This window comes from Marinomonas ostreistagni (assembly GCF_016888445.1).
In the GTDB taxonomy this organism is placed as follows: domain Bacteria; phylum Pseudomonadota; class Gammaproteobacteria; order Pseudomonadales; family Marinomonadaceae; genus Marinomonas; species Marinomonas ostreistagni.
Genome location: NZ_JAFEKF010000002.1, coordinates 35,443 through 47,680, shown reverse-complemented (window position 1 = coordinate 47,680; position 12,238 = coordinate 35,443). Strand labels below are relative to the sequence as shown.

The 12,238-nt window shown below is 51.1% G+C and carries 10 protein-coding genes; 4 read left to right on the top strand and 6 right to left on the bottom strand.

The genetic code is table 11. From position 1 onward, the window contains the following. Positions 1-277 precede the first annotated feature (277 nt). The 3 genes from JQX58_RS05700 to JQX58_RS05690 are packed head-to-tail and all read left to right on the top strand — an operon-like array spanning position 278 to position 3,723. Complete coding sequence (locus JQX58_RS05700) at positions 278-1,585, top strand: sensor histidine kinase (RefSeq protein ID WP_204145874.1); 1,308 nt, start codon at positions 278-280, stop codon at positions 1,583-1,585. Further along, positions 1,578-2,009 carry a response regulator gene (locus JQX58_RS05695; RefSeq protein WP_204145873.1) on the top strand — a complete coding sequence of 144 codons (432 nt, stop codon included), beginning with the start codon at positions 1,578-1,580 and terminating at the stop codon, positions 2,007-2,009. The genes JQX58_RS05700 and JQX58_RS05695 overlap by 8 nt, the downstream gene beginning before the upstream one ends. Before the next feature lie 7 nt (positions 2,010-2,016). Beyond that, a complete protein-coding gene (locus JQX58_RS05690; protein WP_204145872.1) occupies positions 2,017-3,723 on the top strand; it encodes an EAL domain-containing protein in 1,707 nt (568 codons plus the stop codon). Here the strand turns inward: JQX58_RS05690 and JQX58_RS05685 are convergent. Continuing rightward, complete coding sequence (locus JQX58_RS05685; protein WP_204145871.1) at positions 3,720-5,165, bottom strand: ATP-binding protein; 1,446 nt, start codon at positions 5,163-5,165, stop codon at positions 3,720-3,722. The genes JQX58_RS05690 and JQX58_RS05685 overlap by 4 nt on opposite strands. Beyond that, the gene (locus JQX58_RS05680; RefSeq protein WP_204145870.1) at positions 5,140-5,904 is read right to left on the bottom strand and encodes a response regulator; all 765 of its coding nucleotides are present in this window, start codon (positions 5,902-5,904) and stop codon (positions 5,140-5,142) included. The genes JQX58_RS05685 and JQX58_RS05680 overlap by 26 nt, the downstream gene beginning before the upstream one ends. A gap of 195 nt (positions 5,905-6,099) precedes the next feature. Between JQX58_RS05680 and JQX58_RS05675 the strand changes: the two genes are divergently transcribed. Then, on the top strand, positions 6,100-7,077 hold the full coding sequence (locus tag JQX58_RS05675; RefSeq protein ID WP_204145869.1) for a carbohydrate kinase family protein: 978 nt from the start codon (positions 6,100-6,102) through the stop codon (positions 7,075-7,077). A 44-nt stretch (positions 7,078-7,121) separates the two neighbouring features. On the opposite strand, the gene JQX58_RS05670 is transcribed toward JQX58_RS05675, so the two are convergent. The 4 genes from JQX58_RS05670 to JQX58_RS05655 form a co-directional block, all read right to left on the bottom strand. Further along, positions 7,122-7,817, bottom strand: a complete 696-nt coding sequence (locus JQX58_RS05670; RefSeq protein WP_204145868.1) for a 3'-5' exonuclease — start codon at positions 7,815-7,817, stop codon at positions 7,122-7,124. 6 nt (positions 7,818-7,823) lie between these two features. Further along, on the bottom strand, positions 7,824-9,680 hold the full coding sequence (locus JQX58_RS05665) for a DUF294 nucleotidyltransferase-like domain-containing protein (RefSeq protein WP_204145867.1): 1,857 nt from the start codon (positions 9,678-9,680) through the stop codon (positions 7,824-7,826). Between the two features lie 12 nt (positions 9,681-9,692). After that, a complete protein-coding gene (locus tag JQX58_RS05660) occupies positions 9,693-10,256 on the bottom strand; it encodes a TMEM165/GDT1 family protein (protein ID WP_204145866.1) in 564 nt (187 codons plus the stop codon). Positions 10,257-10,527: 271 nt separating this feature from the next. Next, positions 10,528-12,111: a BCCT family transporter gene (locus JQX58_RS05655; RefSeq protein WP_204145865.1), complete on the bottom strand. Its 1,584-nt coding sequence runs from the start codon at positions 12,109-12,111 to the stop codon at positions 10,528-10,530. Between the last annotated feature and the right edge of the window lie 127 nt (positions 12,112-12,238).

The window sequence follows — 12,238 nt, the reverse complement described above, 5'->3', positions numbered from 1 at the left end:
TTATTTTTATGGGACTTTGTAACTAACGTTGTTATAAATCTAGGCGATAAGATCAAAAAATGCTCACCCAGATTTGGCAAATGTAGCAAACCTTATGCACGCAAGTGGTAAAGTAGAGCAACCTACTGTAACAAAGTCTTGCAAGGTTGTGAGGTCGGAGGAGAAAGCGAATTGCTGTGGTGCATTCTTAGGGTCATGTCTGTCTCAGAGTTTGCTTAGCACACAGGCCCAAAGATTCGCCTATACTGATGCATTAGAGTGGCAAAAGGAGGCTGGCATGCATGGGATGCCGGGTGGTTATGTGGCAGGTTTGATTGTCTTGTTAGTAGGGCTTGGTAGCGCGTTGCTAGCGCTCTGGCTATATCGTGCTCGTGTCGTGCAACCGTTACGCCGGCGTAATCAAGCGCTCCAGCAGCAGCTGGATCAAAGTATTCAAGCGCGCCAAACCATGGCCGACCAGCTGGCCCAAGAGACCACTGCCACGGGCCAAACGAAAAAGCGCATGACCAGCATTTTTGAGTCAGCGCCGAATGGTATGTTGGTGGTCAATCAAGAAGGCAAGATTACGCAAGCCAACAGTATGGCGGCGCATATCTTTCGCTGCCAACCTAACGATTTAGTGGGCATACCAGTGGAGCAGCTGGTACCGCCGGAATTACGCGCAGGGCATATCCACGATCGCGAACAGTTTCAAGCAAAGCCCTCGAAGCGCATGATGGGCGCTCGCCGAGATTTATACGGGGTACGCTTTGATGGGTCTTATGTGCCGTTGGAAGTGGGTTTACACCCTGTGGATTTAGAGGGTGGCGCCGAAATTGTCGCGTCACTGGTCGATATCAGTCAGCGTAAAGCTTATGAAGAGCGTATCCACGAGCGCAACGAAGCGCTTGAGCTGTCTAACCGTGAGTTACAGGAGTTTGCTTTTATTGCTTCCCATGATTTGCGCGAGCCATTGCGCAAAATCATTGCCTTTTCGACCCTGCTGCAGGAAGGTGAGTATGGGCAGTTTAATGAAGAAGGGCAGACCTTTTCAGGTTACATAGTCAGCGCTGCCCAACGGATGCGCAGTTTGCTAGAAGATTTGCTGGCGTACAGTCGCGTGACTTCACAGGCGAGCCCATTACGATTGATGCCGCTGGCACCTGTGTTGCAGGATGTGTTGGAGGATCTACAGCTGGCCATCGAAGACGAACAGGCGACGATCGAAGTCGGTCCCTTGCCTGAAGTCTATGGCGATGCCGTACAAATGCGCCAGTTGTTTCAAAATTTGATCAGTAATGCGCTCAAATACCATCACCCTGAGCGTCAGCCCGTGATACGCATCAGTGCCGAAGAGGATGACAGCCACTATCGGCTGCGAGTAGTGGATAATGGCATTGGCTTTGAGCCAGTGTTTGCTGAGCAGGTGTTTGAGGTGTTCAAGCGTTTGCACGATAAACAAGCTTACGCGGGTACGGGGATGGGCTTGGCGATTTGTCGCAAGATCGTACAACGCCATGGTGGCGTGATATATGCGCAACCAGTGGTCAATGAAGGCACAACCATGGTGATAGAGCTACCCAAACAGGTGTTAGTGGATGAGTGAAGAACAGGCGGACACGCCAATACTACTGATGCTAGACGACGATCAAGAGGATGCGTTGCTGGTCTCGACGGCGCTACGCCGGGCGCAGTTGCCACTGAGTTTCACTCATATTCAAACCAGTGAGCAGTTTGGGGCGTATCTTGGACAAATTGAAGCGTGGTTAGCCCAACGCCCTGTAGCCTTGTTATTGGATTTGAATATGCCGGGTAAGAGTGGCCTGGATTGGCTAGCGCGGTTGCGCCAACAATCTGAGCTTAAGTGCTTACGCATTATTGTGTTTTCGACTTCGTGTGCCAGTGAAGAGCGCTTACGTACCTTAGCGCTGGGCGCGGATGAGCATATTGGTAAACCCGACAGTGTCGCAGAGTTAGTCACGGTGTTAAGTGCTGTGTATGAGCGCTGGATATCCTCAAAAGAGTGGTAAAGGAAAGATGGAACAAAACAAACTCTCAGTACTGGTGATCGAGGACGATCCAGAAGATTACATTCTTTTGCGGACCTATTTGAGTCATGCCACGCGCACGCAATTTGAGTTGTGTCATGTGACCTCTTATGCCGAGGCGCTGAATACCTTGGTGGAAGGGCAGTTTGATGCGGTATTGGCGGATTATTTCCTAGAAGGCCATACGGCAACGGATTTGTTTAAACATGCCAAGCTGATTGGCTTGGATACGCCGATTATTGTGCTGACAGGTCTGCAAGCACCGGAGCTTGACGATGTGCTGATGCAGCTAGGCGCGTCGGATTTTATTCCCAAAGATGAGCTCACTTCGGCGCTATTAGAGCGCAGCATTCGCCATGCGATTGAGCGCAAACGCAGCGAGCAGAAAATATCGCAATTGATCAAGCGTGACCCCTTAACCGGTTTGGGCAATCGTCTGATTTTTGAGGAGCACGCGGAGCTCGCGTTAGAGCGCGCCAAGCGTAACCAAAGTCATGTGGCGATCGCCTTTTTGGATTTAGACCGCTTTAAAAACGTCAACGATACCTTAGGGCATCACGTCGGCGACCTATTGCTGACTTTGGTGGGGCAGCGCATCAGTCGCGGCATTCGTGCCAGTGATTTTGTCGCGCGTATCGGCGGCGATGAGTTCACCATTTTGCTGGATAACATTCATGATTTGGTGAGCTTAGAGCGGCTGTGTAGCAAAATTTTAGCCGAAGTGTCACGCCCTGCTACCTTGGATTATAAGCAATTGGTGGTGTCCGCGAGTATGGGCATTGCGGTGTTTCCCAACCAAGGTGAAACCGTTTCTGAGCTGATGCGCAAAGCTGATATGGCGCTTTACGAATGTAAAAAGAACGCCATCGATGCGCGCTTTTTGGTGTTTAGTGATGATCTTCAGGCGCGTCTGCATAAAGAGACACGGGTCGAAAATGGCCTGCAGCAGGCGCTTGATAATAACGAGTTTGAACTGCACTACCAGCCGATCGTCAATCTAGACGATTATCGTATTGTCGGTGTTGAAGCTTTGATCCGCTGGCGCTTACCAGATGGCTCTTTACTGATGCCGGATGAGTTTATTAGCGAAGCCAGTCGCGTCGGCCTGATCACGCCGCTGGGCGAATGGGTGGTGCGCCATGCCGCGCAACAGTTGCAGGATTGGCGCGCCCAAGGCTTTGAATTAACTATGTCGGTAAATATTTCGCCACGGCACTTATTGCATGTGAGTTTTGATGAGCTGATCGGTAATGTACTGCAAGATTATCATTTGCCGCCAGGCAGCTTGATGCTGGAGCTGACCGAAGAGGTGTTTGTCGACAGTGGCTTGTCGAGCTTGTATGCCCTGTCTGAGGCGCGTCGAGCAGGAGTCAAAGTCGCCATTGATGACTTTGGTACAGGGTATTCTTCTATGCGTTATCTGAAAACCTTGCCGATTGATCGCATTAAAATTGATCGCTGCTTTGTCTCTGGTGGCGGTGCAGAGCAAATTTCTGATCCGATGATTACCCAAGCGATTGTATTTTTGGCCCATGGCTTAGGCTTTGATTTGGTGGCAGAGGGCATCGAGACCGAAGCGCAGGCGCTAGCCTTGCACCAGCAAGGCTGTCAAAAAGGCCAAGGGTATTGGTTTGCTAAAGGTTTACCCGCCAAGCAGCTGACTGAGCTTTTGGTAGCGGGTAAGCCGTTGGCTTAGTGATGCGGTAGCCATAGCCGTGCTTCCAAACCGCCTTCGGCACGGTTGTGCAAGGAGACTTCGCCGCCGTGGGCGCGGGCGATATTGCGGGCAATGCTGAGGCCAAGGCCCATGCTACCTGAGCGGTTGTGAGACGACAGGCGAGTGTAGGGTTCGAATACTTGGTTGAGCTTAGTGTCCGGAATGCCAGGGCCATTGTCACAAATACTGATGCAAAGGGCGGTATCGCTGTCATCGATGCGTACGGTGGCGCTGTGGCCGTAGTACAGCGCATTGTCGATCAGGTTGCCAAGACAACGGCGAATCGCCAATGGCTTGCCAATATAAGGGCCCTTGAGTTGACCTTCAACGGTTAAGCGTTGGGCGCCTTGGTTAGCACTTTGCTGATTGTCTTTTAAGAAACGCATGATGTCGATTTCGACGCGGTTTTCGTGTATTTCGGTTTCTTTTACGCTCTGAATCGCGCCTTTTACCAGCAAGTCTAAATCTTCTAAATCCCGTACCATGGCATCCCGCGTGTCATCATCGTCGAGCATTTCGGCACGCAAGCGTAGCCGTGTGATCGGCGTTTTAAGGTCATGAGAGATGGCTGCAAACAGTTTTTCACGATCGTTCAAGTAGCGCTGAATGCGCGCCTGCATATCATTAAAGGCTTGTGCGGTGTGTTTCACCTCGAGCGCGCCTTCTTCGCGCAAGGGTTTAAAGTCCCCTTGGCCAAAGCGCTCTGCCGCCCGTGCGAGCACTGCCAACGGTCGCGTCGTGCGGCGCAAAATCAGCAGCGTCAGCAACATCACGGTGACAATCGAGACCACTAACGAAAACAAGCGATCGCCACTTAAAGGCGAGTTCTCTTCAAGGAAGTAAGGATCCGGCATCAAGCTCGCTAGATACAGCCAGTCGCTGTCATTGATCGGGATTTGAATCACGATAATGGGTGGCGTCAGTGGCTTCACCAATAAACTATGGTGTCCCCAACGCTCAGGCAAATCCACCAAGCGCGTGTGATTGTTGATCACGTGTAGATCGTCGGGGCTGGAGAAAGCGATTTTGGCGTTGGTGATACCCAGCTGTTTGGCGAGGGTGTGTTGCACTTCGTCTTTGACGATGTCCTTAAGCGGCAAATCCTCTAAAGCGTTGATGGCGATTTCTTCACGGTTAAGCGTGACAAAAAAGCGCGTGCCGCCCATGTCTTGCAGTTGGTCTATGACGATATGGCGGTAGTTTTGTGGCAGTGAGGTAAAGTAGCTGACCGTAGCGGCGATACGAAACGCCATGTGTTTCGAGACCTCACGCACATTTTGACGGGTATCAGCCTCCATTTGGTGCAACCAAATAGTAGAGCCAATGAACTGCGCCGCCGCCACGCCGACCGTCATAATGATGACAATTTGGCCGGTGAGCGATTGCAGCCAGTGCTTAAGACGCTGAAGACTGTGCTTCATGATCGCTGGCGTCTACATGCGAGGTCAAAATGTAGCCTTGGCCGCGCACGGTTTTGATCAACTGGGGTTGGCGTGCGTCTTCGCGCAGGCGCTGGCGTAAGCGGCTGACGTGTACATCAATAAAGCGATCCAGCGGTGTGGTGTCACGACCACGGGTGTTTTCGGCGATGTATTCGCGCGATAAGACGTTACCTGGGTTGGTGACAAAGAGCATCAGTAGGTTGTAGTCGGCACCGCTTAAGGACTCTCGCACACCGGCCACTTTAAGCTCGCGAGTCAAAGTGTCTAGCTCAAACTGGGCAAAACGATAAAAGCGATGTGCGTCTGCTACTGGCTCCACGTCCACATCCGCGGTGTCGCTGATATGCTCCATACGGCGATGAATCGCCTTAATGCGTGCCAGTAATTCGCGTGGATTAAAGGGTTTAGCTAAGTAGTCGTCGGCACCGATCTCAAGGCCGATGATGCGATCCATTTCGTCTGAGTTCGCGGTCAGCATGATAACCGGCACATGGGACTGCATACGCAGTGAACGGCACACGGAAAAGCCATCGGCACCGGGTAAACGTACATCTAAAATCACGAGGTCGACACCCAGAGACGTATCAAAATCTGCCAAAAAGGCTTCTCCCGAATCCGCCGTCAGCACTTTGTACTGATTCTTTTCTAGGTAAGACTTCAGCAAAGAGCGGATGTCATCGTCGTCATCTACTACGTAGACGCATTTGGTTTTTGTCATATAAATTTTGGCTAATAATTAAGCAGATAAGCAGAAGAGTCTAGCAAGAAACCGTTTGTTAACCAACGGTCTAGATAATACAGTCAGTAATTGTCTGTACGACTATGGTAACACGTGTCACCCAATAGTTTGTCAGACCAAGGCGACGAATGATGATTCGCCGTTGAGCGTAACAATAAAAGAGAGAGATTCACAATGACGACAAAAGTAATGGCCTTTGGCGAAGCGCTGATCGACTTCCTTTCCAATGGTGTCACTGGGCTAGAAGGAGGCTTAGAGTCTTTTACTAAGTTCCCAGGTGGTGCACCGGCTAACGTAGCCGTTGCGGTGGCGCGCTTAGGTGGCAACAGTCATTTCGCAGGGCAGGTGGGTGACGACGCCTTCGGCCATTTCTTGCAAGCGTCATTGGCCAGCTATGGTGTGCAAACCGATACCATGCTGATGACCAAAGCGGCGAAGACGGCACTGGCGTTTGTCAGCTTAGATAACACGGGCGAGCGCAGCTTTGAGTTTTACCGTAATCCATCGGCGGACATGCTGTTTCGTGCTGAGGATTTTAAAGCCGAGTGGTTTAAAGAGCCCAAAGGCGTGTTCCATACCTGCTCTAATACGCTCACTGATGCCAACATCACGGCTGCGACGATGGCGGGGGTTGAGCTGGCTAAGGCGGCCCATTGGATTGTCAGTATCGATGTGAATTTGCGCATCAACCTGTGGCCTGAGCACCAGGTGGATTGTCAGCGTATCATCGATTGGATGGCGCAAGGGGATGTGATCAAGGCAAGCCTTGAAGAGCTGGAAGTCATCGCTGATGAACCATTTGCGCTGATCGATCAGTTACTTAGCAAAGGGGTGTCGTTGTTTGTGTTAACTGATGGGCCAAATGCAGTTCGTTACTTTACTGCGGCGCATGGGCAAGGCGAAGTCGCTGCGCCACGTGTGGAAGCGGTCGATACCACGGCCGCAGGCGATGCATTTGTCGGTGGCTTGTTGTATCAGTTGGCCGAGCGTGGCGGTGATCGTGAGACGTTACAGCAATTCTCGCAAGTTGAGCTTGAAGCCATCATTCGCTTTGCGGTGTCGTGCGGTGCAGAGTCTGTTACCAAAGCAGGTGCTTACCCATCATTACCGGATATGGCGCAAGCCAAAGCTCGCTTAGCGACCTTGGTTTAAGACTCAAAAGCATACGCCCCAGTGCTTGGCGTGGGGCGTATTCATCAGCAACTCATGGTTGAGGTGATGCGCGTGTCTTCAAGGTGATGCGCTACTTGAGCCTGCAGTAGCTCAGCACAAGACAGTGCATCGATCAGAGCTTGGTGCGCCCGATAGCGCGGTAGGTTGTAACGCTGGCGGCATGAATCCAAACGCAGTGATGGCTGTCGGCCAAAGCGCTGCCACCAAGGTTTGTGAATGATGCCAGCTTCCAGTGCCATGGTATCAAGCATTGGAAACAGCAATGGCTCACCATAATGCTTCATCGCCGCTTCGTATAAGAAGGGGCGCTCAATCGCGGCACAGTGGATCACCACGATTTTACCAGCAATCGCATCCAACACTTCATCTAAGAAACTCGACAGGCGCGGCGCGTCCTGAATCTCTGAGTGCGTGATTTCATGAATGGCAACTGATTCTGCTGTCAGCGGGCCGTGAGGCTTTGCCAACCAATAGCGCGCACTGCGCAGCGGAATGGTTTGAAGATTAAACTCCACCAAACCGATGCTGATAATGTCATCGCTGCTCGGATCCAAGCCGGTGGTTTCGATGTCTAGCGCTACCAAGGGTGCGTCTTTTAACGGCGCATCCAGTCCCGCTACGCCCGCTTCATAGAAGCGTTTAAGCGCTGGGCTGGTTACTTCCTGCGCCAGCTCGGCAAAACTTTCCTGCCAGTTTTCAGGGAGATTATTGGGAGTCATAGACGATTACGAGCCTTTACCTGGGTAGCGATATTTCAAGAATTCTTGCTGACGCGACACGATGTTAAACGCATCACGTAAGTGACGCTTTTCAAACGCTGACAAGGTTTCTGGGTCGACTTGGTTGTTGGGCTGTTCGTCGTTTTCGATTTGTACCGTTTGGTTTTTGATACGCACCATGCCGATCATCTCAAGCGCTAAGATCAAGTCACGGGCGCGCCCGTCAGGCATGATGCCGGCTTCTTCGATGTCTTCTAAGCGTTCAAATGTATTGAGCTTAGTGGAGCCAAGTGCCAACGCGTGTACGCGCACTAAGTCACAGATCGGAGCGATACCACGGGATTTCAAGTTAAAGGTACGCGATTGCTTACCTTCACCGTCCAATACAAATTGACGGAAGAAGCCCAGTGGCGGCGTTCGCTGGTTGGCGTTGCGCGCCAAGGCCGATAAGAAGCCTTTGTTGTTCATCGCCAGCGTACGAATATGACTGTTGAGCTGTTTTGCCAACATACGATCGCCGTAAATGCCGCGCAGATCGAAGAAGATCGATACGTGAAGTAGGGCTTCGGCTTTAGGCTTTTCGATCCACTCGGCAAACTGCGCTTTCCAGTCGGACAAACGGATGCGCCAACGTGGGTTCATGGCCATGATGTCACCGGTACACAGTGGGTAGCCACAGCGGTCGAGGTTTTTACAGACAAACTCGCTTAGTTCACGGAAGTAGTCGCCGTGCAGCGCTTTGTCGTAGCTGTCGTGTAGGATCATGGCGTTGTCTTGGTCCGTAGCAATGGTTTGCTCTTCACGGGCTTGTGAGCCCAAGGCCAAGAAACAGTAAGGAATCGGTGCTGGGCCTAGCTCGCGCTCGCCCAACTGCAATAAACGCTTAACGAAGGCGACACCGATGTGTGACATGGCGTTGCCGATCATTTGCGTGTTGGCGTCGGCATTCACCAGCTGGGTGAAGGTGTGATCCATCTTTTGACTGATCTGCACCAAGCCTTCGACATCTTCTTGTTTGTAGATATCACTGATGACATACACCGAGCCATGGCTTTCGCGTTGAACCAAGTCACCAGTACTGATCACGCCGACTGGGCGATCATTTTTGGTCACGGGCAGATGGTGAATGTTGGTCGCCATCATCTTTAACACGGCTTCAGAGGCGAAGTCGCCCGCGTCCACTGTGATCGGATCTTGAGTCATGATCATGTCGACGCGCACATCCAGCGGCAGGCCTTTGGCCACCACGCGGTTACGTAAGTCGCGGTCAGTTAAAATGCCCACCAGCATGTTGTTTTCGGTGATCAACAACGACGACACACGCTCGTTGGACATGATGTTGGCCGCGGTTTTGATGTCGACGTCGTGTTCGGCCGTAATCGGCGGACGGCGCAATAAGGATTGCACCGGACACGTCATCAACGACAAATCCGAAGATTGGCTGTCCATGGCCGCTTTTAGGCGGATTTCACGGGACAATTCAAAAAAGTCAGAGAAGGAGTCGAACTCGCTGTAAAACTGGATAAACCAGCGCGAAGGAATACGGTACAGCAATGAGTCTTCCAATGCGCGCATAGTGTGCGATGAACGCCCGCCACGTAGCAGTGAAGATGAGCCAAACACATCGCCTTCGTGCATCCGACGCAACAGCTTACCGTTTTTATTTTTGGCTTCGATGGCCCCAGAGCGGATGAAAAACAAGGTTTCATTGCGAGCTTCTGGTGCGATCGCCCACTCTCCTGCGCGCAGATATTGCACATCAATATCTTTCACCATCTCTTGTAAGATGGCTTCGTCTTTTAAATCCGCGAAGGGCGCGTATTCACACAGTGTATCCAAAATTTCCGAGAGTTCGACGTCCATAAAAGTCCTCTGTTATACGGCTGGGTAGATAATGGCTGCGATGCCCATCAGCAAGAACAAAACACATGCCGCGATACGTGTTTTCTTAGGATCAATGCGTTCCATTAGCCACTGACCTGCGTAAACCACAGGTACGTTCGCCAGCAGCATGCCGATGGTAGAACCGACAGTTACCCAAAGCACGGAATGGTAGTTAGCCCCTAATATTACGGTAGCAATCTGGGTCTTGTCGCCCACTTCTGCGATGAAAAATAGCACAAAGGTAGCGATAAAAGCGCCTGACTTAAGAAAGCTGCTCTCTTCACTGTCATCTTTGTCTGGAATGAGTATCCACAGGCCTACGGCTATAAAACTAGCACCAATTAACCAGTTTAACCAAGCACTTGGCACCCAATTTGTGATTTGTACGCCTAACCAAGCCGAAATTAAGTGGTTAATGATAGTCGCGGCGACAATGCCTAAGACGATTTGGAACTTTGAGCGGAATCGCGCAGCTAAGAATAATGCCAATAGCTGAGTTTTATCGCCCATTTCCGCTAAGGCAACGGTAGAGATAGAGGTAAGGATGGCTTCCATTTATGTGTCCATTGGTGGGCGATTAAACATAAGACGACCAACTTGTGCCCACCTGAGCCAAGTTATCGTCTTAAGTCTCATCAATCCCAACACTTACGTGTCTGGACTCCTTTGCCATGAGCTTGAGGCTCAATTATGTTGACAAAGGATCTTCACTGGCATGAAGAAGATTACTCCCTTAAGAGGAAGCGCAGTTTAACCAAAGGTAAAGCTAAAAACAATAAAGGCGGGATAAAATCCCGCCTTTATGAAGTCTATGCTGTAGTCTGAGTTAGCGTACGAACTTCAGATCGCTCTTCAGGCCTTTCCATAGACCCAGACACATGACCAGCATCAGCAAGGTAAACGGTAGGCCGATCGTGATGGCTGCCGCTTGAATGGCGGTCAAGGCTTCAGAGCCGCCACCGACCAAGAGTGCCACGGCAATGATGCCTTCAAGGATCGCCCAGAACATACGCTGAGAGATCGGTGCATCAGTTTTACCGCCAGCGGTGATGCCGTCGATAACCAGTGAGCCTGAGTCAGATGAAGTCACGAAGAATACCAGTACCAAGATCACGGCGATAAATGAGATAAGGTCCGTTAGCGGGAACGACTCAAACATTTGGAACATGGCTAGTGAAGGGTCAGTTAGACCTTCAGCCAGTGCGCCGATTTCACGTTGTACTTGCTCTAGCGCGGAACCACCGAACACGGCCATCCACACCATAGATACCACAGTCGGTACCAACAATACGGCGATGATGAACTCACGTACGGTACGACCACGTGATACACGTGCGATAAACATACCTACGAATGGTGACCAGCTGATCCACCAAGCCCAGTAGAACACTGTCCAACCGTGGTAGAAGGTTTCGTCTTCACGACCAACCATATTACTTAGTGGCAAGATGTTTTCGGCGTAGCTTAAGAAGATAGTGCCCATCGCTGCGAAAATGTCCGCTGTATGGCCAACGATCACGATAAACAGTGCCAAGATGCCGGCAATGATCATGTTTAGGTTAGATAAAATCTTCACACCACCGTCAAGGCCACGTGCGACCGATACGATGGTCACGGCGGTGACGACAGCAATCACAACGATTTGCGTGATCAACGTATTTGGTACGCCAAACAAGAAATGCAGACCAGAAGTGGCTTGTTGCGCACCAAAACCAAGTGATGTCGCCAGACCAAAGATAGTGGCGATCACGGCAATCACATCAATGATGTTACCTAGTGCGCCCCAAACGCGTTCACCAAACAGCGGGTAAAACGCCGAACGCATGGTTAAAGGTAGGCCTTTGTTGTAAGCAAAGAATGCCAACGCCAGTGCCACGACGGCGTAAATCGCCCAAGGGTGTAGACCCCAGTGGAACATCGTTGCACCCAAGGCTAAGCGGGCTGCTTCAGGAGTATTGGCTTCAGCGTTCAAAGGTGTGCCGTACCAACCGGTGAAGTAAGCCACAGGCTCCGCCACACTCCAGAACATCAAGCCGATACCCATGCCGGCAGCAAATAGCATACAGAACCAAGCGATGGTGGAGTGCTCTGGACGGGCCTCGGTACCGCCTAAACGAATGCGGCCCATAGGCAAAAAGATGAGCAGTAAACAGAACAACACGAAGATGTTGCCGGCGATCATAAAGAACCAATCGAAGTTATTGATTGACCAACCGCGTGCTGCCATAAGGACATCCCGAGCTTGAGTCGGGAAGACGATAGAACAGATTACAAATAATAGAACAATGATGGCACTGGTACCGAAGACCGGGTTGTGCACATCTAACCCTAAAAACTGGACGTTATCCTGTCCAACCTTGTAGGAAGTAGCATATTCCTCGCGACCCTTTGTCGAAGAATGTTTACTCATCTTTTGTTTCTCCCAAACGTACTTATTGGTAGCAATTGGAATGAAAGCAAAGCGCGAGAACTACGAATAGTACACAGTGACAAAGCAGGCATTCCAATTGTCGCTAAAGGGTGATTCCGAGAGATGG